General features: G+C 47.3%; 32 protein-coding genes. 6 read left to right on the forward strand and 26 right to left on the reverse strand.

The features are described 5' to 3' along the window. The first annotated feature begins 8 nt into the window (after positions 1-8). Genes Pelsub_RS12630 through Pelsub_RS12645 form a run of 4 tightly spaced genes read left to right on the forward strand, consistent with a single transcriptional unit; the run spans position 9 to position 6,724 of the window. Complete coding sequence (locus Pelsub_RS12630) at positions 9-662, forward strand: hypothetical protein (protein ID WP_126440541.1); 654 nt, start codon at positions 9-11, stop codon at positions 660-662. Positions 663-668: 6 nt separating this feature from the next. Beyond that, entirely contained in the window at positions 669-3,017 is a 2,349-nt protein-coding gene (locus Pelsub_RS12635) for a PglZ domain-containing protein (protein ID WP_116223386.1), read from the forward strand. A gap of 49 nt (positions 3,018-3,066) precedes the next feature. Continuing rightward, positions 3,067-5,154, forward strand: coding sequence for a BREX system Lon protease-like protein BrxL (gene brxL / locus Pelsub_RS12640; protein ID WP_116223385.1), 2,088 nt, complete (start codon positions 3,067-3,069; stop codon positions 5,152-5,154). A gap of 10 nt (positions 5,155-5,164) precedes the next feature. Then, complete coding sequence (locus Pelsub_RS12645; protein WP_116223384.1) at positions 5,165-6,724, forward strand: DUF4268 domain-containing protein; 1,560 nt, start codon at positions 5,165-5,167, stop codon at positions 6,722-6,724. 4 nt (positions 6,725-6,728) lie between these two features. Here the strand turns inward: Pelsub_RS12645 and Pelsub_RS12650 are convergent, their stop codons facing one another. Both Pelsub_RS12650 and Pelsub_RS12655 read right to left on the reverse strand, forming a co-directional pair. Then, positions 6,729-7,142 (reverse strand): hypothetical protein, encoded by a 414-nt coding sequence (locus tag Pelsub_RS12650; RefSeq protein WP_116223383.1) that lies wholly within the window; start codon positions 7,140-7,142, stop codon positions 6,729-6,731. Between the two features lie 216 nt (positions 7,143-7,358). Then, positions 7,359-7,811 carry a DUF488 domain-containing protein gene (locus Pelsub_RS12655; RefSeq protein WP_116223382.1) on the reverse strand — a complete coding sequence of 151 codons (453 nt, stop codon included), beginning with the start codon at positions 7,809-7,811 and terminating at the stop codon, positions 7,359-7,361. A 665-nt stretch (positions 7,812-8,476) separates the two neighbouring features. On the opposite strand from Pelsub_RS12655, the gene rpsO reads away from it, so the two are divergent. Continuing rightward, positions 8,477-8,749, forward strand: a complete 273-nt coding sequence (rpsO, locus tag Pelsub_RS12660) for a 30S ribosomal protein S15 (protein WP_116223381.1) — start codon at positions 8,477-8,479, stop codon at positions 8,747-8,749. A 147-nt stretch (positions 8,750-8,896) separates the two neighbouring features. Then, the gene (locus Pelsub_RS12665; protein WP_116223380.1) at positions 8,897-11,122 is read left to right on the forward strand and encodes a polyribonucleotide nucleotidyltransferase; all 2,226 of its coding nucleotides are present in this window, start codon (positions 8,897-8,899) and stop codon (positions 11,120-11,122) included. A 712-nt stretch (positions 11,123-11,834) separates the two neighbouring features. Here the strand turns inward: Pelsub_RS12665 and Pelsub_RS12670 are convergent. The 24 genes from Pelsub_RS12670 to rplN all read right to left on the reverse strand — a co-directional run bounded on the left by Pelsub_RS12670 (position 11,835) and on the right by rplN (position 26,274). Further along, positions 11,835-13,403, reverse strand: coding sequence for a UDP-N-acetylmuramoyl-L-alanyl-D-glutamate--2,6-diaminopimelate ligase (locus Pelsub_RS12670; protein WP_158675109.1), 1,569 nt, complete (start codon positions 13,401-13,403; stop codon positions 11,835-11,837). A gap of 102 nt (positions 13,404-13,505) precedes the next feature. Further along, positions 13,506-14,165: a hypothetical protein gene (locus tag Pelsub_RS12675; protein WP_126440543.1), complete on the reverse strand. Its 660-nt coding sequence runs from the start codon at positions 14,163-14,165 to the stop codon at positions 13,506-13,508. A 43-nt stretch (positions 14,166-14,208) separates the two neighbouring features. After that, positions 14,209-15,333 carry a nucleoside triphosphate pyrophosphohydrolase gene (gene mazG / locus Pelsub_RS12680; protein WP_116223377.1) on the reverse strand — a complete coding sequence of 375 codons (1,125 nt, stop codon included), beginning with the start codon at positions 15,331-15,333 and terminating at the stop codon, positions 14,209-14,211. Positions 15,334-15,428: 95 nt separating this feature from the next. Continuing rightward, complete coding sequence (rpsI, locus tag Pelsub_RS12685) at positions 15,429-15,824, reverse strand: 30S ribosomal protein S9 (protein ID WP_116223376.1); 396 nt, start codon at positions 15,822-15,824, stop codon at positions 15,429-15,431. Positions 15,825-15,851: 27 nt separating this feature from the next. Beyond that, entirely contained in the window at positions 15,852-16,277 is a 426-nt protein-coding gene (gene rplM, locus Pelsub_RS12690; RefSeq protein ID WP_198418357.1) for a 50S ribosomal protein L13, read from the reverse strand. A gap of 16 nt (positions 16,278-16,293) precedes the next feature. After that, positions 16,294-17,034 (reverse strand): tRNA pseudouridine(38-40) synthase TruA, encoded by a 741-nt coding sequence (gene truA, locus Pelsub_RS12695; RefSeq protein ID WP_126440545.1) that lies wholly within the window; start codon positions 17,032-17,034, stop codon positions 16,294-16,296. A 24-nt stretch (positions 17,035-17,058) separates the two neighbouring features. Continuing rightward, a complete protein-coding gene (rplQ, locus tag Pelsub_RS12700; protein ID WP_116223373.1) occupies positions 17,059-17,436 on the reverse strand; it encodes a 50S ribosomal protein L17 in 378 nt (125 codons plus the stop codon). Between the two features lie 6 nt (positions 17,437-17,442). Next, positions 17,443-18,420 carry a DNA-directed RNA polymerase subunit alpha gene (locus Pelsub_RS12705; RefSeq protein WP_116223372.1) on the reverse strand — a complete coding sequence of 326 codons (978 nt, stop codon included), beginning with the start codon at positions 18,418-18,420 and terminating at the stop codon, positions 17,443-17,445. Positions 18,421-18,461: 41 nt separating this feature from the next. After that, complete coding sequence (gene rpsD / locus Pelsub_RS12710) at positions 18,462-19,100, reverse strand: 30S ribosomal protein S4 (RefSeq protein WP_116223371.1); 639 nt, start codon at positions 19,098-19,100, stop codon at positions 18,462-18,464. A gap of 19 nt (positions 19,101-19,119) precedes the next feature. Then, positions 19,120-19,524, reverse strand: a complete 405-nt coding sequence (rpsK, locus tag Pelsub_RS12715) for a 30S ribosomal protein S11 (protein ID WP_116223370.1) — start codon at positions 19,522-19,524, stop codon at positions 19,120-19,122. Positions 19,525-19,563: 39 nt separating this feature from the next. Continuing rightward, positions 19,564-19,953: a 30S ribosomal protein S13 gene (rpsM, locus tag Pelsub_RS12720; RefSeq protein ID WP_116223369.1), complete on the reverse strand. Its 390-nt coding sequence runs from the start codon at positions 19,951-19,953 to the stop codon at positions 19,564-19,566. A 5-nt stretch (positions 19,954-19,958) separates the two neighbouring features. Next, complete coding sequence (gene rpmJ / locus Pelsub_RS12725; RefSeq protein ID WP_116223368.1) at positions 19,959-20,072, reverse strand: 50S ribosomal protein L36; 114 nt, start codon at positions 20,070-20,072, stop codon at positions 19,959-19,961. 71 nt (positions 20,073-20,143) lie between these two features. Beyond that, on the reverse strand, positions 20,144-20,809 hold the full coding sequence (locus Pelsub_RS12730; protein ID WP_116223367.1) for an adenylate kinase: 666 nt from the start codon (positions 20,807-20,809) through the stop codon (positions 20,144-20,146). Between the two features lie 13 nt (positions 20,810-20,822). Next, entirely contained in the window at positions 20,823-22,166 is a 1,344-nt protein-coding gene (secY, locus tag Pelsub_RS12735) for a preprotein translocase subunit SecY (RefSeq protein WP_116223366.1), read from the reverse strand. A gap of 26 nt (positions 22,167-22,192) precedes the next feature. Continuing rightward, positions 22,193-22,648, reverse strand: a complete 456-nt coding sequence (gene rplO / locus Pelsub_RS12740; protein ID WP_116223365.1) for a 50S ribosomal protein L15 — start codon at positions 22,646-22,648, stop codon at positions 22,193-22,195. A 2-nt stretch (positions 22,649-22,650) separates the two neighbouring features. Next, entirely contained in the window at positions 22,651-22,848 is a 198-nt protein-coding gene (gene rpmD / locus Pelsub_RS12745) for a 50S ribosomal protein L30 (RefSeq protein ID WP_116223364.1), read from the reverse strand. Next, a complete protein-coding gene (rpsE, locus tag Pelsub_RS12750) occupies positions 22,841-23,362 on the reverse strand; it encodes a 30S ribosomal protein S5 (RefSeq protein WP_198418434.1) in 522 nt (173 codons plus the stop codon). Before rpsE ends, rpmD begins: the two co-directional genes overlap by 8 nt. Positions 23,363-23,401: 39 nt before the next feature. Next, positions 23,402-23,767 (reverse strand): 50S ribosomal protein L18, encoded by a 366-nt coding sequence (rplR, locus tag Pelsub_RS12755; protein WP_116223362.1) that lies wholly within the window; start codon positions 23,765-23,767, stop codon positions 23,402-23,404. 28 nt (positions 23,768-23,795) lie between these two features. Next, positions 23,796-24,335 (reverse strand): 50S ribosomal protein L6, encoded by a 540-nt coding sequence (gene rplF / locus Pelsub_RS12760; RefSeq protein ID WP_116223361.1) that lies wholly within the window; start codon positions 24,333-24,335, stop codon positions 23,796-23,798. 28 nt (positions 24,336-24,363) lie between these two features. Then, positions 24,364-24,777 (reverse strand): 30S ribosomal protein S8, encoded by a 414-nt coding sequence (rpsH, locus tag Pelsub_RS12765; protein ID WP_116223360.1) that lies wholly within the window; start codon positions 24,775-24,777, stop codon positions 24,364-24,366. Between the two features lie 17 nt (positions 24,778-24,794). Then, entirely contained in the window at positions 24,795-24,977 is a 183-nt protein-coding gene (locus Pelsub_RS12770; RefSeq protein WP_116223359.1) for a type Z 30S ribosomal protein S14, read from the reverse strand. Positions 24,978-24,979: 2 nt separating this feature from the next. Further along, positions 24,980-25,522 carry a 50S ribosomal protein L5 gene (gene rplE, locus Pelsub_RS12775; protein WP_116223358.1) on the reverse strand — a complete coding sequence of 181 codons (543 nt, stop codon included), beginning with the start codon at positions 25,520-25,522 and terminating at the stop codon, positions 24,980-24,982. Between the two features lie 27 nt (positions 25,523-25,549). Next, a complete protein-coding gene (gene rplX / locus Pelsub_RS12780; protein WP_174233258.1) occupies positions 25,550-25,873 on the reverse strand; it encodes a 50S ribosomal protein L24 in 324 nt (107 codons plus the stop codon). Between the two features lie 29 nt (positions 25,874-25,902). Continuing rightward, complete coding sequence (rplN, locus tag Pelsub_RS12785; protein ID WP_116223356.1) at positions 25,903-26,274, reverse strand: 50S ribosomal protein L14; 372 nt, start codon at positions 26,272-26,274, stop codon at positions 25,903-25,905. Positions 26,275-26,277: the final 3 nt, after the last annotated feature.

Here is a 26,277-nt window from a genome sequence, read left to right on the forward strand (position 1 = left end):
GTAAAACTATGAATCCTGAAATAATTGCATACTGGTTCTTTCGTTTGAACGGATGCGCCACAATCACTAATTTTATAATTCATCCTGACCGGCGTGGTTCTCAACATACAGATGTGGATGTGCTAGCAGTAAGGTTCCCGCACCGTGCGGAGCTGTTGACTTCGGGAGAACCTATGCTGGACCATCCTGTGTTCACTTCTGATGGAAGAATTGACATCTTATTCGCGGAAGTCAAACACGGCCAATGCCACTTGAACGGACCCTGGACAAATCCTGAGGATGAAAACATGCAGCGCGTCTTGTATGCTGTTGGCGCGTTTGATCAACAGCAGGTATATGAGGTCGCTCAGGCGCTCTATCAAGAAGGTATTTATCAGAATGACATCTACCGGGTGAGATTATTCGCTGTGGGCGAGAGAAAAAATAACGCAATCATTCACACCGCGGTGCAACTGCTGTGGGATGAAATACTAGTTTTTATTTTTAATCGTTTTGCCAGTTATCAAGCTCAAAAAGCGCACCATGGACAGTGGGATAGCATAGGAAGACAGCTATTTGAGCTTGCCTCAAGACACACGCAAGAAGAATTTATTAAAACTGTGAGAGCAAATATGCAAACTCATGTGAATTCCCAGCAGCTTGCACGACAGAATCCAGGTTGAGGAATTATGATTAAGATTGTGCAGGATCCGAATAAATTAGGGTTTGGCATTGCTGTGGATCAGATGAATTTCATCGCAGAATTTCCCCACAGGGTGAAAGAAATCCAACAAGCATTCGAGAACCATCAGGCGTATACCTTGGTCATATCGCAACCGGTGGTCATTCAATGGTTGAAGAATATGTCCACCCGCTTCCCGCAGGGAGTTTTCGTATTTGAGATAGTAGACGCTCGTGGTGTGTTAGCCCAGCGTTGGGAGCTGGAGATCCCGGCTAGCGTGACCAATGAGGAGATCATCCTGGCAGACCTGCTTGTAATCGATATCCATCCTCAACCTGGCTTTACCTTTGAAGACACTCTCCTGGCTCATTTTTACGCCCCCATTTTAACTTCGATGACTTTTCCCTTCACTCAATTATCCTCCTTGTTAGAGTCTGTAGACCCTCAGAAATGGAAAGCCAACCTAGGAATTCCTTTGCTCGCGCGAACACTTCACTCCCGTTTAGAGGAATGGAAAAGCAAGGCCAGGTCGAATGAACAACGCCTGTTGGTGGAAATGTTTGCAGCAGACCCGAATGCCTTAATGCTTCAACTTATGCGGTTCCGCGTGTTGCGCAGTTACCCGTCAATTGGCGAAGCCGTGTTGGGAGAAGTCTTTGACGTCTTTAGAACCCTCAAAATGCAGTTGGAAGACCTTAAGATTGAGGAGTCCAAGATTCCCGAAACGATTCTTCAAGTGACATATTTTCTCAATAACCAACAGCCACAGAATTCGGATGACCTGGTTACACTTCTTGATCGAACGAGCGGGCTGTTGTCGGTGGAATTTGAAACTATCGAAAAACACTTGCGAGACCATTCCGATTGGATCACACCGGAGCTGATAGATCAAATAGAGGAAAAGTTCAGCGATCCGTCCCGCCGTTTAAATCGGAAAATTGCGACCTTGCGCGGGATGATCCGTCCACTTAAGCCCAAAACTCCAGATCTTTACTGGGATGTGGACACCATGCTTTCTTGGGCAACCGAGTCCTACCTACCCTACCAATCCTGGTGTAATCGTCAAGAACAATTTGACTCTGATCTTTTTGCCATTGGTGACCGTTTTTCGGAGTGGCTGATGAAAAACTGGAATAACATCCACGCCAATTCGAAACGCATGGTCTTCAACATTCTCCCCAATAAAGCAATAGATCTGAAACGCGATGGTGTTGTTAACCTGGTTTTGGTGATTGATAACCTTGGTTGGACATTCTCCGAAATGCTGCGCGATATGTTCCAGGAACGAGGTTACTTCCTGACCGGTGCTGAGCCTTATCTTGCGATGCTCCCTAGCGAAACTGAAATTTCCAAAAAATGTTTGCTAGCTGGAGCGGTGGGGTATCAGGCGATTGATGATAAGACCTACAAAGGCATGATTGAAAAGGGGTGGGTGCCATATTTTAAAGATAATGCTTTTCGCTACATTAGCGATATCGGCAGCTTGAGCACGATCGAAACCATCGACGCAGCTTCCTATGTGGTTAATTACCTGGCGATAGATAAAGCCCTACACAAATCCGCAGATGAAATCGGCATGTCTCACTGGGATCATATTTATCACTTGCTGGAAAAACTGGTGGAGAATACGATCTTTTTTATTGAAAAACATGGTTTACAGGAAAACATTCGCATTCATGTTGTCTCTGATCATGGCTCTACCCGTATTCCTGCCTCCGTGCAGAATGATCTGGATCTAGCCTTCTTCAAAACAAATGGTTTCGAAGCCCGTTCTCATCGATATGTGACCGTAAGCAGCGAACGCTTTTCGGGGCTGGCAGATAACTTGAGATTGGATTGCTTTTTCCTACCTGCCAATGATTTTATGAATCCGGAAAACGTTTTGTGCGCCAGACGGAGTAACCGATTTCTACCCACCGATAAGGGTTTTTACGTACACGGTGGGCTCCTCCCCGAAGAAATCATTGTTCCATATCTGGTTTTTGAACCAGCCACCATCGCGACCCAGGATTTAACGGTTCTTCTCAAGAAGAATGAATTCCGTTACCGCATGGAAACGGTCGAATTGGAAATTGGCAACCCCAATGATTCAGCCGTGGATCAAATTCAGGTCAGCCTATTGAATGGAAATGTGGAAAGCGAACCCATTCGGATAGCTTTATTGAATGGCAAGAAAAATATGGCTATCCAGATCAAAGCGCGTTTCAAAGTGACCAGTATCCTTGAAGAGCAGAGCAACCTGCACATCCGGATCCGGTACCATGCACACGGTGAGCAACGCACCTTTGATGTGCTACCCAAGATCACCATGAAAAAGATGGTTGAAGAGAAAAGTACAAGTGTATTTGACGATTGACATCAAGCCTTCACCAACAATAGTGAAGAACTTGTCTAAGGAGTGAGAGATGGAAACATTTGAACAAAAGGCATTAGACGTTTTTAGCGAAATTGTAATCAACAAGTCTTTTGTACATAAAGCCGGTTTTGGCAGCCGGGCAATCCCTACGTACGTGCGGGAATGGATTATCTCTCATTACCTGGATAATAGTACTGAATTAACGGAAGCTGCTCGCCAGAAAATTGCTGGTTTTGTACAGAAGTATGTGCCCGATAAAAGTCAAAAAGAAACGATCAAGAACCAGCTCTTTGAACAAATGGAGGTCCAATTTCTGGACAATTTTTCGGTATACGTTAATCTGGAAAAGGGCGACCGATACCTCAATATCCCATTCTTAGATGAGAATACCGCTTTTACAGTACCTCAAATTGTGCAAGACAACGAAATGCTTTTAAGCAGCGGTTTATGGGGAGTAGGAAAGCTTTACTACGTTCCAAAAAATGACGATAACCCGCGCGGACAAATATGGATGCGCGAATTCCGTCCTTTTCAGCTGGCGAACATGGATCTAGAGTATTTCCGTGAATGTCGAAAGAGCTTCAGCACACAGGAATGGATTGATTTTCTAATCTCATCGATGGGTTTTAATTACAAGCTCTACAGTGAGAGGCAAAAAATCTTACTAGTTTGCCGGCTTATCCCGATGGTTGAGCCTCGTTATAACCTGGTGGAACTGGCGCCAAAAGGAACGGGCAAGAGTTTCGTTTTTGAAAACATGTCCCGGTATGTTGCTGTACGCTCAGGAGCAATTTCACCTGCAGTGTTATTTTTTAATGATTCACGAAAGACTCCTGGTTTAATCACTCGATATGACAGCGTTGTGATCGATGAAGCTCAAAAGGTCAAAGCAGATACCTCCGGTGAACTTACCGCACTACTCAAGTCCTATCTTGAAGCCGGTCGTTTCGCTCGTGGAAGTGCAAGTTCCATCAATGCAGAAGCTGGCTTAGTTATGTTGGCGAACATCGATCTTGACCAAAACAAAAGACCATTGAATGAGCAGGTGGGTTTGTTTCGTGTCTTCCCGAATTTCCTGCGCGAAACTGCCTTTATTGACAGGTTCTCAGGACTGCTACCCGGATGGGATTTACCGAGAATTGGCAAAGATACTCCTTCCAAGACGATCGGCCTTAAGGGCGATATCTTCGGTGAAATACTTCATTCCCTCCGCAGTGATATTAGTTATCGTGATTACGTAAAAACAAATATGGAACTGCAAAACTGTGACGATATGCGCGACAGTAAGGCGGTCGAAGCGGGGGCAACTGGATTATTGAAAATCCTTTTCCCGGATCAAGATCCTTCCGAAGAAGAATTTTACTTATATTGTGCAAACCCGGCCTTGGAATTACGTCAGCGAGTGAGAGATGAGTTGTGCAAGCTAGATCGAGAATATATTCCTGTCACCTTTTCATCGAAAATCCCCGATGATTTTCAGCAAGGGCACAGGCTTGTTAGTTACGCAGATCCAGATATGATGCCCTCTCCCCCTGGTGCCCAATCTGTGTCCGAGTCGATTTCTCCTCAAGATGAAGAAGAAGCTGAGGTTTTACAGTATTTTGGTGCTATTGAGGCTCCAACTGCTGAAGTTGAAGAAGAAACTAAGGTAAAGGAAAATATCAATGAGTTAACCGCTAAAACTATTAATATCCGTGAAGGTGAAAAAGGGTATAGTTACGAAAACCTATTTGGACCATACCTTAAAGGTGCAAAGAAGATTTATGTGGTTGATCCATTTATTCGGCTGGAATATCAGATCCGTAATTTCCTTTCTTTTGTGGAAATTATAAATATTGAATCAGGGAATGTGGATCTCATCTTGGTCACCTCTGCAGAAGATATTTATCAGGAACAAGATATGACGATGAAGTTCAAAGAAATTTACCATAACCTTCAGAAGCACAACATCAATTTCGTCTATCGATTCGATCCAAACATACACGACAGAAGTATCAAGCTAGATAATGGATGGACTATTTATCCAGGAAGAGGACTAGATATATTCCAAAAACCTGAATCAAAATATGAATTGAGTACAGTAGATCAAGCAAAACGAAAATGCCGAGAAACTCAAATAATCTTTCAAAAAAGCTAAGGGGGTAGATTTGGCAACTTGGGTAGAAGACATTATACAAGCACTAGAGAACCTGGGCGGACAAGCTCATCGTAAGGAAATCCTTGAAGAGATTAGAAGGATTCGTCAAGAGCCCTTACCAAAAAACGCAATCGAATCAATGCAAGAGAGGATTCAAGCGTATTCTTCCGATTCCGCTCATTTTCAAGGAATTGACCTATTCAAGAAGATGGGAAATGGAGTCTGGGCGCTTAGAGAACATAAATATTTGATATCCGAAACCTATTCAACTCCATCAATAATTGAAATTAATAGCAGCAATGAAGTAAAGACACCATGGCTTACAGATATCATCCAAGCATTGCGGAATTTAGGTGGAGTTGCATCAGCCTCGGACATCTGTGAAGAAGTTAAAAGGATCCGGAGAGAACCATTTCCAACTAATTGGAAAAATATAATTAGGCATCGGTTAGGTGATTTCTCCTCAGATTCAAATTATTTTAAGGGAAAAGATTATTTTAGAAAACTGGAAAATGGAAATTGGGCGTTACGAAATCAAAATACTTACTTCCGACCAACACATAATTCAACAAATCGATTGGAAGAAAAATCTATGAGTAATAAATTTAATGAATCTCCTGATGATATAGAAAATATTCTAAAGACAATTAAGCAATATCGTGATTTTCAACAACCGAATTCTTCCTCCTGGAAGGATTATGTTACAGAAATCTTTCATATTCTCGGATTTTCCACTACAGAAAAAAATCCTCGTTTAATTACGTTAAATATCATGGGGGCAAATCATTTACCCAAAGCGATTGTTGGTTATATCCAACCTGAAGAGAGTTTCGATGAAATTGTTCCTGGTTTACCCTGGGACTCATACATTTTTTTTGCGGCGTATTTTTATCAAATTACTTGGGGAATACTAACAGACGGATTAAAGTTAAGAATCGTAACCTTTGAAAACCAAGAAATCAAACAGGTAAATTTTTGGCCAGATTTTGACGAAATCATAAATAATGAAAAACTAGATGGTTTTTTTTCAATCCAACAAATTTTCGCAAATATCAAAACGAGTAGTGAAAATAAAAACAACGGGGTGCGTAACAATCGAAATATGCAAGAGAAAGCGGGTAAGGGAAAATCCACAGAAAGGCAAGTCCAGAATTATAAATTTTGGCAACAATTGTTAGGAAAAGCAAAGGAGAGAACAAATCTTCATGCCAATATAACACCCAACAAACAAAGCTGGATTAGTACTGGCGCTGGAAAAAGTGGCCTGAATTTAAGCTACTACGTACGAGAAAATGATGCTCAAGTAGAATTATATATTGATAATGGCGATAAAAAGTGGAATAAAGAAATATTTAATATTTTCTATAAAAATAGAGAAACGATAGATAAAGATTTCGGCAATCCTTTAGATTGGCAATTACTCCCTGAAAAAAGATCAAGCCGTATTCGATTTTTAATAACAACTTATGGAATAACAAGCCTGGGTCATTGGGATGCATTACAAGACCAAATGATTGATTCAATGATTAATTTAGAAAAAGTATTTCGTCCATATATAAGGAACCTCTAATTATTTACTCCACCCACCCCATCTCTTGCACCACCTGAAACAACGTATTCTCCACCAGCTCCTTTTCTATCTCCGCCCGGCTGCCCCGTTTCGCCCGCCCCATGCTCGCCTGTAGTCCCGATATGCGCAGTACAAACATAGCCGTTTGCAGCCGCGTCTTCTCGTCCCCCTCGCTCAGCGCCTGCCCCACTACCTCCAGTGATTTCTCCACCAACTCGTTCATCTTGTCCTGGTGCTTTTCCCGCACCGCCTGCCGCCGTACCTCCAGTTCGTACTGGAAACCCGTGTCATGGTTCCGCCAGGTGTTGATCACCTGCCGCGATACCCCTAACCTGCGTGCCACCTCCACATCGCTGCACCCCCTCACCACCAGTTCCAATGCCTTTTCCTGCTTTTGCGTCAATGTTTTCTCGTCCATGTTGTTTGGCTGTTTTTCCCTTTCATCCCTCCATTCCCCCTATTCGCTCATGTTGTTTAAATACAATACCCCACGATATTCCATCATACTGGATTCATCGTCAATTAATTCATTTCAAAATCCAATATCCAGGGGGGATTATCGTGGGATACGCCTATGCGCACTTAATAACGGATTCGTTTTACAAAAGTGTCAACTTCTGTCCAAAACCAATCCCTACTTGACCTGATTTACCATCAAATGCCTTACTTCGATCTCCGGATCGAGCTGGTCGTGCAGGTAGCCGGCCAGGATGCTGCGGTGGCATTCGGCCGGGTCAGCCTCGTAGCACAGCAGGCAGCAGGTGTGCTGGTAGATCTGCTCCATCAGTTCGCGCAGTAGGTCGGGCTGGGCCTGGATGCCGGCCAGGTACTGCCGCTCCAGCCAGTCCCAGTCAGGGTTGGCAGTGTAGGCCTTGCGAATGGCGCTGGGGGTGCCAAGGGCGCGGTAGTGCACGTAGCCGACGCCGACCTCCGCCAGGGCATTGCGTAGGGCGGTCTTGGAGAATTCCCGCCTGCGGCTGTTAGCGTTGTCGCGCACGTCAACCAGCAGGTCCACGCCGTGGCGGTCAAGGGTATGAAGGAAGTCGGGCAAACTGGCGCCCTGGAAGCCGATGGTATAGAGGATCATAAGCTGTGCCTTTCGTTTTGGTAATTATATAACGGGGGATACCCCTCCCTCCTTCAACCCCACATTCACTTCGACAGCCACCGCTTCGCCCTGCGACTTCATGCAGGCCTGTGATCGCAGCATCTTCGCTCGGTTGCTTCTCTACCCCACCGTTATGCGGCTTTGCCGATTCATTGATCACTGGAGGCGATCAATGAATCGGCATCTCCGGCTTTCATTCACATGGAAGCCTACGAGATGCCGCTATCGATGGGGCATCTCCGCTCACTGTTCTTACAGTTCGCTTCTCTACCCCACCGTCATGCGGGCTTTACCGATTCTTGGAACAAAAGAAACAATCCAAGAATCGGCATCTCCGGCTTTCACTCCTGTGAAAGCCTGCGAGTAGCTCGCTGAATCGCAGCATCTTCGCTCAGTCGCTTCTCTACCCCACCATCATGCGGCTGGACGCCGCTATCGGTGGGGCATCTCCGCTCACTGTTCTTAATTTTGCTTCATGCTGCGACTTCATGCGGGCCTGTAGCCCGCTGAATCGCAGCATCTTCGCTCACTGTTCTTACAGTTCGCTTCGATGGTATAATTATCAGCCTGACTAGTCCCTCTCGAGGCGCGAGCTTTGGGTGAGGAGACTTGCTAAGAAAAACAATAAAGGAGAAAGCATTGTCATGTCTTTAACAAAAGAAGAAAAAGAAACCATCATCGGCGAATATAAGGTTCACGATACCGACACCGGCTCGCCCGAGGTCCAAATCGCGATGCTCACCAAACGCATTCTGCAGTTGACTGAGCACCTGAAAATTCACAAGCACGATGAATCTTCACGGCGCGGCCTGCTCAAATTGGTCGGCCAACGCAGGCGATTGTTAGCTTACCTGCGCAAGAAGAGCTTGCCTCGGTACCAGGCCGTTGCAACCAAGCTGAACCTGAGGACAAAGTAATTTCATGGATAACAAGCTGATGGTCTTTCTGCCATCAGCTTGTTAAATAATTAATCAATCCCCCTGGTTGGGAATTGAGAAGTGTGAACAACCTGTTTTTCCCAGTTCTCAGTCCCTAACCTTCCGGGGAAATAGAAACGAGGGTTTATGGAACCACAAGGAAAACAATTTACCACCGTGGTGGGTAATCAGACCATCACATTCGAGACTGGCAAGCTTGCCGGTCAATCTAACGGCGCTGTGACAATTCGCGTGGGCGATTCTGTCATTTTCGCTTCAGCCGTTATGTCAAATAACACCCGCGAAGGCATCGACTTCTTCCCGCTGAGCGTGGAATATGAAGAGCGCCTGTACGCCGGCGGCCGCATCCCGGGTTCATTCTTCCGACGCGAAGGCCGGCCGGACGACGAGGCAGTGCTGACCGCACGCCTGACCGATCGCCCGCTGCGCCCGCTGTTCGACCAGAACATGCGCAATGAAGTACAAATCATGTCTTTCCCCATCTCTGCTGATTTCGAGAACATGATCGATATCATGGTCGTTAATGCCGCCTCGGCCGCATTGACCATATCCGATATCCCCTGGGCCGGCCCGGTAGGCGCTGTTCGTATCGGCCGCGTTGACGGCGAATTCGTCATCAACCCCACCTTCGAACAGTTGGCTGTCTCCAACCTGGATCTGCGCGTAGCGGGCACCCGCGACGCCATCCTGATGGTTGAATCCGGCTCGGACGAGACCAGCGAAGACGATATGATCGCTGCCATCACCCTGGCACACGAAGCCATCCAACCGTTGGTGGACGTGCAGGAAAAAATGGCAGCCGAAGTCGGCAAAGCCAAACGCGTAGTTGAAATCAAACAACCTGACCAGAACCTGTTTGAAAAGGTTTATGGCAGCGTCAAGGACGGTATCACCGCCCTGCTGGACAAACCCCATCTGAAAGCTGAGCTGGATGAAGGCATCCACGCGCTGGAAGAGGAAACCGTTGTCTCGCTGGCCGGTGAAGATGAAAGCCTGGTCAAAGCAGTCAAGGAAGCCTTCGAAGAAGCATACAAAAAAGTGGTGCGCGACCGCATCATGGAAAAAGGTCTGCGCCCGGACGGACGCGGCACCAGCGACATCCGCCGTATTTGGTGCGAAGTGGGCACCAGCCCGCGCGCGCATGGCTCCGGCTTGTTCACCCGCGGTGAAACGCAGGTGTTGACCCTGGCAACCCTGGGTACGCCTAAGGAAGCACAGGAGCTGGACAACCTTGGCCCGAACGACACCAAGCGGTATATCCATCATTACAACTTCCCCGATTTCTCCGTTGGCGAAGTCGGCCGCCCGCGCCGTTCACGGCGTGAGGTCGGACACGGCGCACTGGCAGAACGCGCCCTGGTGGCTGTGCTGCCTGATGAGAAAGAGTTCCCCTACACCATGCGCCTGGTTTCCGAAGTGCTGTCATCCAACGGCTCCACTTCACAAGCTTCCATCTGCGGCTCCACATTAGCGCTGATGGACACGGGTGTGCCGATCAAAGCCCCCGTTGCCGGCATTGCCATGGGCCTGATCAAAGAAGGCGAAAACTACAAGATCCTGACCGATATTCAGGGCCTTGAAGATCACCTGGGTGATATGGACTTCAAAGTCGCCGGCACCGAAGTGGGCATCACCGCCCTGCAAATGGACATCAAGATCAAGGGCATCACCCCGCAGATCATGTCCGAAGCGCTGGCCCAAGCCAAGGAAGCACGCTTGTACATCCTGAGCAAGATCATTGAAGCCATTCCCGCTCCGCGGTCTGAACTGAAAAGCTTCGTGCCGCGTATCGTTACCGTCCAGATCCCGGTTGAGAAAATCGGCGCGGTGATTGGACCCGGCGGTAAAATGATTCGCGCTTTGCAGGAAGAAACCAACACTCATATTGACATCGGCGAAGACGGTACCGTCTTTATCGCAGCTGTCGACAAGAAGGACGAGGACGAGGCCCGTGACCGTATCATGGCGTTGACCGAAAGCCCTGTTCTGGGCCGTATTTACACCGGCAAAGTGGTGCGCGTGGCCGATTTCGGCGCTTTTGTTGAAATCATGCCCGGCACTGATGGTATGGTGCACATTTCCCAACTCGATACCGAGCGTGTGGAAAAGGTGGAAGATGTGGCACAGGTTGGCGACGACCTGACCGTAATGATCACCAACATCGATGGCGCCGGCAAGATCCGCTTGTCCCGCCAAGCTGTATTGGAAGGCTGGACAGTCGAGGAAGCGCAGGAGCATGATAATGCTAACCGCAAATCCTCCGGTGACCGTGGTGGTCGTTCAGGCGGCAACCGTGGCGGACGCAGCGGTGGAAATCGCGGTGGTTACAGCGGCAATCGTGACCGCCATTAGTTTTTCGTAGCATTAGAAATGAAGAGCGACCCTTTGATGAAAATCAGGGGTCGCTTTTGTTTAACCACAGATGAACACGGATTTTTATTTTGGTTAAACAATTTTCCGGGATGATTTACCCAATGATGGATAGTTTTTTTGGATGAACACAGATAATCTCTGTTTGGTTTTTGTAGGTCAGACTTTCCAGTCTGACGTTTGTATTCACTTTTTCAATCGCAGGCACACTTCTCAAGTGCAGGCGAATGCCTGCGCTACGGGCTTGTCTTTTTAACCACAGATAAACACAGGTTTTTATTTTGGTTAAACAATTTTCCGGGATGATTTACCCAATGATGGATAGTTTTTTTGGATGAACACAGATAATCTCTGTTTGGTTTTTGTAGGTCAGACTTTCTAGTTTGACGTTTTTTTCACTTTTTCAATCGCAGGCACACTTCGCAAGTGCAGGCGAATGCCTGCGCTACAAGCAACTCTTTTTTAACCACGGATGAACTCAGATAATAATGTTGGTAAAACCATTTTTTTAGGATAGTCTCCCCAGTAATGATTCGATTTTTTGGATGAACACAGATAATGTCTGCTTGGGCTTTGTAGGTCAGGCAGGAATGCCTGACCTTTTTATTCACCTTTTAAATCGCAGGCACACTTCTCAAGTGCAGGTGAATGCCTGCGCTACGGACTTGTCTTTTTAACCATAGATGAACACAGGTTATCTATCTTGGGTGGGCAAGTAGGGCATGGCGGGGCCGGGAAGGCCGAGGTGCTCGGACAGAGCCGCGCGCATGGCAGTGCGGTCATCCCAGGGATATTCGGTCTGGCCGAAGCACATGGACTGCTCGTGGCCTTTACCGCATGCTATGACAATATCTCCAGGCTGTGCCAGACGAACAGCTTTTCGAATGGCTTCTCCGCGATCAGGTACGCGCAAGAAGGTCTTCTCTTCCACCCCGCCGCTCTTTACCGCCTCATCCGCCATTTCAGCCAGAATTTCCTCCAGGCTTTCAGTGCGCGGGTCTTCGGCAGTCAGGATGGTGATATCCGCCAGCGCAAGGGAAGTGGCCGCCATCATACGGCGTTTCTCCCGGTCACGCAGGCCGGCCGAACCAAACACAGCAATGACACGCCCCTGCCCTTTCATGCGGTTGGCGGTCTCTAAAGCCACCTTGAGCGCGTTGGGGGTATGGGCAAAATCAACAATGGCCAGGAAATCCTGCCCCAGGTCGATCTTTTCCATACGGCCAGGCACACCCGCCAGGCGATTAACGCCCTGCAATGCCAGCGCTAGATCCAGCCCCAAGCCCAGCGAAGCGGCTGCAGCGGCCGCCATGATATTGTGCATGTTATAGGCGCCCATTAAACTGGATGTGACGGTCTGTGTTTGTCGTTGCGTTTCCAATGTGAAACTAATACCGTTTGTATCGGTCGCCAGGTCGCGGCCATATAAATCACAGTCAGGTGTTGTACCGTAAGTAACGCGCTTGATTTGAGCATAGCGTGGATCATCGAGAATAGCCGTCAAAGGAGCATAGGACATATCATCGCGATTCAGTACTGCTACTTCGTAAGAACGGCCGTTCTTTTTCGGGGTATCCACCAAACCGGTCAGGAGGCGTGCTTTTGCCTGAAGGTAAGCGCCATAATCCCCGTGATAATCGAGATGTTCATGGGTAATGTTGGTAATAACAGCGATGTCAAAGTCGCAAGCAGTAGCGCGGTGCTGTGCCAGGCCGTGGGAAGTGGTTTCGAGCACTACATGAGTGATACCGCTGTCTACCATCTTGCGCAGCAGGCGTTGAATGGTCGGGGCTTCAGGCGTGGTCACGTGAAAGCCAGTGTCAATCTCCTCATTGCCGATAACGGCGTTGACTGTGGAGATCATACCGGCCGGCAGACCGGCAGCCAGCAGCATATTATAGAGCAGGTTGACTGTGGTGGTTTTGCCATCCGTACCGGTCACGCCAATCACGGTCATCTGACGCGCAGGGAAATCGTAAAAAGCCGCGGAAACATAAGCCAGGGTTTCGCGCGGATTCGGTACCTGAAAATAAGGAACGCCGTGCAAATCCAGCGGTTTACGGCCAATAACCGCCACGGCCCCGCCCTCCACTGCCTGAGGAATATAGGCGTGGCCATCAAAACTGCCGCCTTCCAGAGCGATGAAAATATTGCCGGGCCGCACCTGGCGGGAATCAAAACTGATGCCGGTGATTTCCAGCGATGGGATATCCTCATTCTGGATATTGGGAACTTGCCGCAACAATGTATTTAGCTTTACCAAAATTGCGCTCCTGAAGTGATTTCACAACAACCGTATTGGTTTTTATTCTACTGCAAGGTTGAGCACGGGTAAATACGACTACGTAATGACCAACCAGGTATATTATTGCTCCGCCAGTAATCGGCGGCGCAGGTAAAAAGCCAGCAGGATCAACAAGACCAGCAAGCTCACATAACGCACCAGGACCGGTGGTTGGCCCAAGATGGTCCAAACCGGCAAATCCAGGGGAATGGTAAACAAGGGCAGGCTTTGGCCTTCACCGGTTGCGATATCCCGAATATCCGCGTATACCCACAGCTTTCCGGAGACTGTTCCGGATGCCAGCGGAGAAACCGTAAACACAAATGACTGTGTATCGGCGCCCACAAAAGGCTGGATGATGGTATCACCCGGTTCACTGTGAACGTTAGTCATTGATAAACGGGTTTCCAACGCCAGACTGCACATCTCATCGGAACTGATTAGCATGTCATCCGCTTCATCCGCATCAGCAGAAACCCGGCTCATGGTCATCAAAATCGTGCTGCTTTGGGTTTTCCACAACGCGCGCGGTGTGACCAATTCGAATTCATAATCCAGCAACCGGCTGAGAGGCGCACAATCCGGTAAGCCGGCACTTTCAATAAGTTCAGGATTGACAGCCAGGGTTTGGCGGGTATTGGCAGGCGGCCAAAACGACCAGACGATTAAAAGGATGGAAATGACAGTCAGGGCAATCCTGATAACCGACATCGGCTCTTTTCTTTCATTCTTGTTGTTCATACGGATAATTATTTAGCTAAGATGGACAAACAGTCCTTAATTATCAAGCCTCATCCTGGTTTTTGTCCCATTCATTTTGTTTAGCCAATTCCCAGAAACGGTCCATTTCTTCCAGGGATAAATCAGTAATCTTACGACCGGAGCGTATGGCTTCCTCTTCGATATATTGAAAGCGATTGTAAAAGCGCATGGTCATCTTGCGTAAGGCATCCTCAGCATTGAACCCGTACCAACGGCTGACATTGACCAGCGCGAACAACAGATCGCCCAATTCCGCTTCCTGTTGTTCTTTGGAATCTGCGTCGCGCAATTCGCCCACTTCCTCAACCACTTTATCCAATACCGGTTCGATATCAGGCCAATCGAAACCCACGCGGGCGGCACGGGTTTGATAATTTTGAGCTAATAATAATGAAGGCAGTGCTCTCGGGATGGATTCCAAAATACTGTCTTTCTTTTTATGATTATTCTCACGTTCTTTGGATTTTAAAACCTCCCAATTATGGAGAACATCATCGACCCCATTCACATCCAAATCCGTAAAGACGTGCGGATGGCGGAAAGTGATTTTTTCATTAATTCCTTGAAGTACATCATCCAGAGAAAATTCATCCGTTTCAGTCGAGATTTGGGCATGCAGAACGATTTGCAGCAGCAAATCGCCCAGTTCCTCCTGTAAATCCGCCGGATCACCCCCCTCAATCGCATCCAGGACTTCGTAAGTTTCTTCCAATAAATTGGATTTGAGGGATTGATGGGTCTGTTCGCGGTCCCACGGGCAACCTTCCGGCGCACGCAAATGGGCAATCAGTTCACGAAAAGCAATCAGAGAAGTCTGTTCAAGTTTTGGCGGAAAATAGATGAAGCATTCTTTTCTATTCTTTAATACATTCCGGCATTTCTTTCCGCTGAATTCCTGTGCCTTTAATGCCACTCCAGAGCCATCCAGAAGCGTGAGAATCGACTCTGCGTAGTATTTATCAATCCAGGCACATACCAAGTCCAAATAGCTGGTCAGGTCACTGAAATGATACAAGGCGGCTGAATCCGAATTATGGAGAAGGGTATGCTTGCCTTGCAAGCTTTCCCCTTCCAACAACTGGATGGAATCCAATTCATCCGCAAGGTCCAATTTCAGTAAAGCCTGGTTAAAAGCAGTAATATTCATGATTTTCCCTGAGGTTCAATATGCCGAAAAATTATACTACCCACTCAATTGGATTAAGTGGGTAGTAGATAGTTGTTTCTGAAAAAGACGAAGGACTAACGCTTTGTATAGGTAGGTGCCTTACGAGCACGCTTGAGACCTGGCTTCTTGCGTTCCTTGACACGGGGGTCGCGGGTAAGCAGGTTTTCACGGCGCAACAGGGTTACATAATCCGGGTTCATCTTTGTGAAAGCGCGCGCCAAACCGAGCTGTACTGCCGTGGTCTGGCCGGTAACACCGCCGCCATTGACCAAAACAGTCACGTCATATTGAACCTGATTCTCGCCAACAGCCCCAAAAGGAGCCATAATGGCTTCTGCGTCACCCAAGCGGGTAAAGTAATCATTCAACGATTTATCATTGACGATAAATTTACCATCTCCCTGCATGATACGCACACGAGCGGTACTCTCTTTACGGCGGCCAACGCCTTCATAATATTGTCCCGACATATTTCGTTATCTCCTAACTTCTTTCACTTAATCAATCTTCTTGTGGGTCTGACCCTTATGCGGGTGTTCTGACCCGGCAAATACTCTCAACTGGCCCATTAACTTGCGACCGTAACGGTTATGAGGCAGCATGCCTTTTACCGCGCTCTTGATAATGCGATCTGGATGATTAGCAAGTTGATCGGGATAGCTAACAGCTTTTAAACCACCGGGATAATTTGAATGGCGGTAATAGATTTTTTCCTTCACGCGGGTGGAATTTGCTTTAACCGCGCTGGCATTAATCACAATAACCGAGTCGCCCATGGTAACGCCAGGGGTGAAGTCGGGTTTGTGTTTTCCCATCAAAGTTGCAGCAATTTTGGTTGCCAAGCGACCTAAGGTTTGATCTTTTGCATCAATCAAAACCCAGTTCGTTTCAGGTTGTCCTTTTATTACATATGTCTTTTCCACAATCCGTACTCCAATTTTATTGATATATTATTTCTTCTAAAATTAATCCCTTGGCGGGCGCTATCCCCGCGGGTAAATCCAATTGTCTTTCTATACTGCCTTCCACATCTGAAAGGCTGATCCGGCCCTGCCCTGCCCGGACCAAAACGAAAACAATACGACGAACCATGTGATACAAGAAAGCCTGTGCCACGATGGTCATGGCTGCCTGACTACCGTCTTCAGAAAACTCCCAGTTGAGCGCATTGATGGTGCGCAAGCTGGTTGATTTTTCATTGGGCGGCCTTCCGAAAGCACGAAAATCATGTTTTCCCAGGAAGAGTTCAGCGCCTTTTTTCAGAACTTTTCCATCCAATTCAGGCCAAACTCGCCAGTAATACCTTTCAATTAGCGGGTCGCTGACCTGATTGAAATAAATCTGGTAGCGGTAGCGTCGCGCCCTGGCATCATATCGTGGATGGAATCCTTCCGGGGCTAACGAAAGGTCCTTCACGCCAATGTCATTGGGCAGTAAATCGTTCAACGCATCCAGTAATTTTTGCTGGGAGTGCCCCCAATCCAGATTGAAACTTACTACCTGGCCGGAGGCATGCACACCGCTATCTGTCCGGCCCGCCGATAGAATTGAACGTTCATTCCAACCTAATCGGCGGAGAGCCGTCTCTATTTCATTCTGAACGGTACGCGCAGCTGCCTGCCTCTGAAATCCGCAGAAATCAGTGCCGTCGTATGCTATCGTAATTTGGTAAAGTGCCATTTCCAACCGGAATACCGGCTGAATTTAATCTTCTACTAATTCCAATATAACCATATCGGCCGAATCGCCGGTGCGCTGGCCCAACTTGATCATGCGGGTGTAACCGCCGCTGCGATTCTCGAAACGCGGCGCAACATCGTCAAACAGTTTCTTGACAATTGTGGCATCGTTAAGAGAAGAAGCAGCAAGCCGGCGTGCATTGACTTTGTCAATATCACTGCCTTTAGCGCTGTTCTTGGCCAATGTAATCAACTTTTCCGCATCACCACGAATAGCCTTAGCTTTGGCCTGTGTAGTTTGAATGCGATTATGCTCGAATAATTGTTTAATCAAAGTCCGCCGCAGGGCAATTCTTTGATCTTTATTTCGGCTTAACTGATAACCTGAAACGTGATGACGCATAGTACCTTACTCCACTTCACTTTCGTCGTTTTCTTCTTTCATAAAGCCCTTCTCCTGCATCTTCTGACGCAGCTCATCCAGGCTCTTCTCACCAAAATTCCTGATGGACATTACGGCTTCTTCGCCCTTGTCCAGCAATTCAATCACATCACCTACAGTGGTAACGCCGGTACGCTTCAATGAGTTAAAGACACGTACAGAAAGGTCTAAATTCTCAATCGGCATATCAGCTGTTTCGCTGCTGATCTGATTGGTTGTTTCTTCTTTTTCCTCAACGATCTCGAGCATTTCTTCTTTGACGCCGGCGATGAGACGGAACTGTTCGATCAGGATTTTTCCCGATTGAGCCAATGCCTTCTCAGGCGTGGTGGTTCCATCGGTCCAGATTTCAAGCTCGAGCCGGTCGTAATTGGTGCTTTGACCCACGCGCGCATTGCCCACGTCAAAATTGACACGTTTTACCGGACTGAAGATGGCATCCACAGGAAGTTCGCCAATTGGCAGTTCGCCAATGCGTTCATCCGAAGGAATATATCCGCGACCGCGTTCAACTGTAAAGTCAATAGAAAGCTGTGTTTTGGGATCGTCTACCGTAAACAGATATAGTTCGGGGTTGACAATTTCAATTTCAGCAGTCGTCTGAATGTCAGCCGCGGTAACAACACCTTCACCGCTGACATCCAAATGCATATGAGAAACTTCTCCTTCGTGCATTTTAATTCTGAGCTGCTTTACCTGAAGCATAACCTGCAAGACATCCTCACGAACGCCTGGGATATCACTGAACTCATGCAACGTATCCGAGATCCGCATGGATGTAACTGCAGCGCCCTCCAATGAGGAAAGCAGCACTCTGCGCATTGAATTGCCCAAAGTGACACCATATCCCCGCTCAAGGGGGCTGATCACGAACTTTGCATAATTGCGGGCTTCAGCTTCCCGTTCAAGTGTTGGTGCAACCATACTACTCTGAGCCACAGTCATCCTCTCTTCCTGTTATCAACAACATATAACAATTTACCGGATTATCTTGAATAATACTCAACAATTAATTGCTCGTTGAGATTACCGTCAATTTCTCCACGCTCCGGCATTCTTAAGACACGGCCGCTCAATGTTTTCAGGTCACGTTCCAACCATAACGCGCAGTTGGTTTTCTCGGCTTGTTCTGCAAGGTCCTTGAAGAGGCCATTTTTCTTGGATTCTTCACGTACCTGGATGGTATCGCCAGCTTTCATAACCATGGAAGGAATGTCGGTCTTGCGGCCATTTACAATGAAATGACCATGGTTGACCATCTGACGAGCTTGCGCGCGGTTAGCGGCAAAGCCCATGCGATAGACGACATTATCCAAACGGGCTTCCAGGATTTGAAGCATAATCAAACCGGTGATACCACGGGTTTTGATAGCGATGCTGTAATAGCGACGGAATTGTTTCTCCAAAACGCCATAAATGCTGCGTGCTTTCTGTTTGGCGCGCAATTGGCGGGAATAATCCGACATACGGCGGTTCCTGCCCTGGCCTGCCTGGCCATGCTGTCCGGGTCCATAGCTGCGGCGCTCAAAAGCACACTTTGAAGTATAGCAACGTTCGCCTTTTAAGAATAGTTTTTCGCCTTCTCTTCGGCATAACTTGCAAACTGGTTCAATATATCTTGCCATTTATAGTATCTCCTGCTCTTTATACGCGGCGTTTCTTGGGCGGCCGGCAACCATTGTGCGGGACCGGTGTAACGTCTGTGATTGATCTGATCTTCAAACCTTTGGACTGGATAGCGCGAATGGCAGATTCGCGACCAGGGCCGGGTCCTTTGATGAAAACATCAATTTCGGAAACTCCCATCGAAGCTGCGTTCTTGATGACTTCTTCAGCCGCTAAGCGAGCCGCAAAAGGAGTACTCTTGCGGGAACCCTTAAACCCTACGGATCCTGAACTGGTCCAGGCAATGGTGTTGCCTTGTTGATCGGTTACCGTGATAATCGTATTGTTGAACGACGCAAAAATATGAACCTGAGCTGCGGATACATTGCGCTTGGTCTTTTTGGTTGTCGTAGTACGTTTAGTTGATTTTGAACTTTGTGCCATAATTCCTCTATTTTCAACCTGAATATGAATAATTCAGGCTTATTTCTTTGTTGCGCCACGGCGGCGTCCGCGCCCGGCAACCGTGCGTTTTGGTCCCTTACGAGTGCGCGAATTCGTGCGTGTGCGCTGTCCATGGACCGGTAAGCTACGGCGGTGCCGTAATCCGCGATAGCAACCAATTTCAACCAAACGCTTGATGTTCATCTGAACATCACGGCGCAGGTCGCCTTCCACCTTGAAATTCTTGGAAATGTACTCACGCAATGAACTGACTTCAGTTTCCGTGAGATCATTTACCCGAATATCAGGGCTTACACTGGTCGCCGCGAGGATTTCCTTCGCACGAGTAGGTCCAATACCATAAATATAGGTTAACCCGATCTCGATGCGTTTGTTACGCGGTAAGTCAACACCTTCAATTCTTGCCATATTTCTTATCCCTGTCTCTGTTTATGTTTCGGATTTTCACAAATAACATAAAGGATTCCTTTACGTTTCACAATCTTGCATTTAGCGCATCGTTTGCGGATTGATGGTGATACTTTCATTTCAAAATTCTCCTATCTTCATATAACTGCAGCCGCAAAATTTTTATTATAACTAATTTATCCTGTCTCGTCTAATGCCCATCAGAGCCACAAGCGACTACTTTTAATACTTCCAAGGTCACTTCATCAATCGGCCTTGCCCCATTGATTTCAACCAGCAAACCCTTTTTTTGGTAGAAATCAATCAGCGGTGCGGTTTGTTCTGAATAGACCCGAATGCGTTGTTCAACTGTTTCGCGCTTATCGTCATTACGTTGATAAAGCTCGGAGCCGTCCAAGTCGCAGATGCCGGCTTTTTTCGGCGGGCTGAACTTTGTGTTATAGGTATGACCTTCTGCCTTACAGACCCAACGGCTGCTCAAACGTTCGATTAATTCATCAGCCGGTACATTGATAAAAGGTACGGAAGCGATGGCACCGTCATTTTCTGTCAGGAACTCATCCAAAGCTTGGGCTTGCGCAGGGGTGCGGGGAAAACCATCCAACAGCGCACCATTTTTGCAATCGGCTTTTAGCAGACGATCTTCAACCATGCCAATGGTAATCTCATCCGGCACCAATTCGCCTTTTTCCATGTAAGCCTTTGCTTTAATACCCAGTTCGGTATTCTTATCCAGGTTCTCGCGAAAGATATTTCCAGATGAAATGTGAGGGATGCCACATTTCTCAGCAACAATCGCTGCTTGAGTACCTTTCCCAGCTCCCGGAGGCCCTAACAAAACGTGAAAACGTGCCATTTTTATAAGATTCCTAACCTTTGATCAACTTTTCATCATAACCATGCAGCTTCATCTCAGTTTCAATGATGTTGAAAGTATCGCGAACGACACCTACAACGATGATCAAGCCTGAGGCTGAAACCAGGAAAATTGATTTACCAATATTGGCGGGCAGAATCAAACCAAATACATATGGAATGGTTGCCACCACTGCCAGGAAAAGTGCGCCTACCAATGTGATACGGCGTTGTACCCGATTCAGATAATTCTGAGTCGCGATGCCACGAACCACACCAGGAATTTGCGCACCCTGCCGTTTCAGATTTTCACCATAGTTTTGTTGCTCGAACAAAACCTCAGTGTAGAAGAATGTCAGCAACATTACAAAGATGAAATAAATCACAACATACCAGACGCTGCCGGAGTTAAACGTATTCTGCATCCAGGCAGCCATGTTTGCCAACCAGGTGGTATTTGAGTTAATAAAGAACTGCGCAATAATACCCGGCAAAGACAAAATAGTCTGCGCAAAAATCAACGGGATCATTCCGGCCAGGTTGATCATCAGAGGCAGGTTTGATTTCACAGGCATGGACATGCGATTGCCAACTCTACGTCCAGGGAACAGTACCGGAACATTGCGGCGTCCCTGTTGTACGTAGATAATGACAAAAATGGTCAACGCGAGGATAACCGCCATCAGAATCAAGAGCAAAACAACACTCTGTCCTGAAATGATAATGCTGTATAAGTTGCTTGGAATACGTGAGACGATACCAGCAAAGATAATCAAGGAAAGACCCTGATTGGGAATACCGTATTCCGAAATCAGCTCACCCAACCAGATGCCCAACATCGTACCGCCGACCATACTGACTACAGTTGTCAGGGTAGGGATTGCATTGCCGTTGGAAAGACCAAAGGTATAGTTCAGAATTGATCCGCTTGAGGTCAATTGATTGAACAATTGAATCTGGCCTAAAGCTGACAAAGTACCCATGGGGATGGTCAGCAAGACTGTCCATTTTTCCATTAGTTTGCGGCCCTCTTTGGGATTTTCTTCCATACGGCGCTGCAAAGAAGGAATAATGGGAACCAACAATTGGATAATAATTTGGGCTGTAATGTAGGGGTAGACACCCATTGCCAAAATTGAGAAATTGGAAAGGGTACCACCGGAAAGCATATCGAAGACGCCCAACAAACTGCTGGCCGGGCTCTGTTGCTGGAATATGCTGGCAATGACATCACGATTGATACCCGGTACCGGAATGTTCGCCGCGAAGCGATACAGAATCAAGATACCGATAGTAATCAGTATCTTTTTCCGGATATCAACTGAAGTCCATAAATAACGCCAAGCCGATCTCTTCATCCTTGTATCTCCTTAATCCAGATACCCTAAATCTCAATCACTTCAGCTTTACCACCAGCTGCTTCAATTTTCGCTTTCGCACTTGCAGTAAAACGATGTGCTTTCACAGTCAGAGCGACTTTGATATCACCATTGCCGAGAATCGCGACAGGGTTCTGATTTTTATGAAGCATCCTCTGCCCAGCCATCAATTCCGGTGTAACTTCAGTACCCGCGTTGAACTTCGCCAAAGTTTCGACGTTGACTTCGTTGTATTCAACACGGTTGATTGAGCGGAAACCTTCACCACGCATAAAGGGAAGGCGACGGTAGAAAGGTAGGTTGCCGCCCTGGCGGTACAGATGTCCACCAAAACCGGTGCGAGAATGCTGGCCTTTGGTACCACGACCAGCGGTCTTGCCCTGACCAGCAGCAATACCACGACCGACTCGTTTGCGATTTCTCTTGGCGCCCTCGTTGGGTTTAAGATCGTGTAATTTCATATCTATTCCTGAACTTCTTCCACTTTAATTAGATGATTCACCTTGGAGATCATGCCACGAACAGTGGGTGAATCCTTTTGTTCAATAGTCTGACCAATTTTATGCAGACCTAAAGCACGCACTGTCGATTTGTGCCGTTCAGTGTTGCCAATAGGACTTCGCACTAAAGTGATCTTTAACATCTTTTCTTTCTTAGCCATCTTTCCTCCGTTCCCAGAACGGTGCAAGATCTTTAGCTGGTTTACCGCGCATTTCCGCGATATTCTGGGCGGATTGCAGTTGCTCCAGGGCTTTGAAGGTTGCTTTGACCACATTGAGCATATTCGAGCTGCCCAGGGATTTGGTGAGAATATCACGCACACCGGCTGCTTCCACAACCGCGCGAACTCCACCGCCAGCGATAACGCCGGTACCCAAGGAGGCAGGTTTCAGCAATACTTCAGCGCCACCCACTTTTGCGATAACTTCATGGGGAATTGTCGTTCCGGACAAAGCAATCTTGCGCATATTTTTATGAGCTTGCAGGGTAGCCTTAGCCATAGCTTCAGGAACAGCGCCAGCTTTTCCTACACCTAAGCCGATATTTCCGTTATTATCGCCCGCAACAATCGTCACGCGAAAGTGGAACTTACGACCACCTTTAACAACTTTGGCGACGCGCGCGATATCCACTACTCTCTCGTCAAACTCTTTTTCCTCTGCTTGATAAGCCATTTTTTCCATAATTACCTCTTAGTTTCCTTCGCCCAGGGGCTAAAACTTCAGACCAGCTTCTCTTGCAGCATCTGCCAGAGCTTTTACACGACCCATATACTGATATCCACCGCGATCAAAGACCACTTCACTGATCTTTTTCTCTTTGGCGCGCTCGGCGATGTTTTTGCCAACCGCAACAGCTTGTTCTGTCTTGGTCATTTTTTCTACCTGCGCCCGAAGCTCATGGTCAATACTGGAGGATGAAACTAAGGTAATGCCCTTTTCATCATCAATAATTTGAGCATAAATATCATTCAGGCTACGATAAACACAGAGCCGTGGTTTATCAGCCACACCGAATATGTTCTTGCGAACTCTCAGGTGCCTGTGAATTCTTGCTTTATTTCGAGATACATTTGCCATAATATAATTCCTGCTTCAAACCTTTTTATTATGCGGCTGTCTTTCCAGCTTTTCTGCGGATGCGCTCGCCCAGGTAATGAATACCCTTACCCTTATAGGGTTCTGGCGGACGAATCTTGCGGATATCGGCAGCTGTCTGACCAACTTCTTCTTTATTGATGCCCTTGATGACAACCTGACGGTTTTTCTCAATCACATCAAATTCAATTCCTGCAGGAGGTTCAACCACTACCGGGTGAGAATAACCCACACTCACCACAAGATTCTTACCATCCATTTCAGCTTTGTAGCCGACACCATCGATTTCGAGAATACGTTCAAAACCGCTGCTTACGCCTACAACCATATTATTCAAGACTGCCCGAGTGGTGCCATGCAGCGCACGAACGATTTTCTCATCCGAGCTGGGCGTGACAACTATCCTGCCCTCTTCCTTGGCGATACTGACCAAGGAAGAAAACTCACGCTTCATGGTTCCCTTCGGTCCTTTTACGGTTACGTTTGACCCATTTAATTCCACTTCAACGCCGCCGGGAATTTCAATGGGAAGTTTTCCTATTCGAGACACAACAATACCTCCATAGTGAATTCAGGTTTTACCAAACCTTGCAAAGGATTTCCCCGCCAACGCCGCTCTTGCGAGCGTTTTGACCGGTCATTACACCTTTGGGTGTGGACACAATGGAAATGCCCATGCCGGATAAAACCCAGGGAATTTCTCTCTTCTGGGTATAAACACGGCGTCCTGGGCGACTGATGCGCTCGATTCCCGTGATAACGGGGCGTTTGCTCCGTCTTTCACCCACGTACTTCAACTTAATTCGAATCACTTGATGAGTAGGTTTACTGCCAGTGGCAACTTCGTAATCTTCGATGAAACCTTCTTCTTTCAAGATTCTCGCAATTTCGGCTTTTATTTTTGAACTCGGCACAGCTACAACGGTTTGGGTGCTCATTACACCATTCCGGATGCGAGTCAGCATATCAGCAATAGGATCATTTACCATAATTTCCTCCGGACCGGTTTCTACCAGGACGACTTGGTGACGCCTGGAATTTTTCCTTTCAGCGCCAGATCTCTAAAGCAGATCCGGCAAACACCAAAACGACGCATATATCCTCTTGGTCTGCCGCAGATCATGCAGCGGTTGCGTACCTGGGTGGGATATTTTCTTCGCTGTTCGCGATATTCCATACATGTTTTTGCCATAATTAAACCTTCCTAAAAGGCATTCCTAAATGTTTGAGTAACGACATTGCCTGTTCATCATTTGGGGCGGAGGTGACGAAGGTCAATTCCATTCCGCGTAACTTATCGATTGAATCATATTCAATCTCAGGAAAAATCAGCTGTTCACGAAGACCAAGTGTGTAATTTCCACGGCCGTCAAATGATTTATCGGACACGCCACGGAAGTCACGAACACGGGGAAGCGCGATATTGACCAACCGGTCCAATAAAGCCCACATCTTTTCGCCGCGTAAAGTAACCTTGACGCCGATAATGCGACCTTCGCGCAATTTAAAATTGGCGATACTCTTTTTGGCCTTGGTCAGTACCGGTCGTTGTCCCGTGATTTTCACCATGTCGTTGGTGGCAGCCTCTAAGGATTTGGGATTATCCATAGCCTCACCCATGCCGATGTTGACCACGATCTTTTTGACTGTGGGAACTTGCATGACGTTAGTCAGACCAAATTCCTTCATCAGAGCAGGTGCTACTTCTTCTCGATATTTTTCTTTTAATGCATTCATTCAAAACTCCATCAGCGGATTAATAAATTAATCCAGCAACCCTCCACATTTTTTACAAACACGCGCGGCTTTGTCACCTTCACGGGTGATGCCGATGCGGGTTGTTTTGTTACATTTTTTGCAGACCACCATCACATTAGACGCATGAATGGGGCCTTCAAATTTGACAATACCCGGGTTGACTGTTTTGCCTTCCGATTGCACCTGACGTTGATGCTTTGTCAACAAGTTGATGCCCTGTACCACCACGCGGTTCTCTTTGGGTAATACTTTGATTACCTCGCCGCGTTTCCCTTTGTTTTGCTCTTTGCCAGCGATCACTTCTACCTGATCGCCCTTTTTAATTCGCATCTTCATTTTATTTTCTCCTACCGCAAGGACTAAAGCACTTCCGGTGCCAAAGATACAATTTTCATGTATCCTTTTTCGCGCAATTCACGAGCGACAGGGCCAAAGATACGGGTTCCCTTTGGATTTTCTCCATCCGTATCCAGAATCACGGCTGCATTATCATCAAAGCGAATGCTGGAACCGTCTTTGCGGCGCCATTCCTTCGAAGTCCTGACAATAACCGCTTTGACCACTTCACTTTTCTTTACAGAGCTTTGCGGTGAAGCAGACTTTACAGTTGCCACAACAACATCGCCAATATGTCCAAATTTTCTGGTTGAGCCACCCATGACATGAATCACAAGCAACTCACGTGCGCCGGTGTTATCGGCTACTTTTAATCGAGTTTCGTGCTGAATCATGCT

This window comes from Pelolinea submarina, from assembly GCF_003966975.1.
Lineage (GTDB): Bacteria > Chloroflexota > Anaerolineae > Anaerolineales > Anaerolineaceae > Pelolinea > Pelolinea submarina.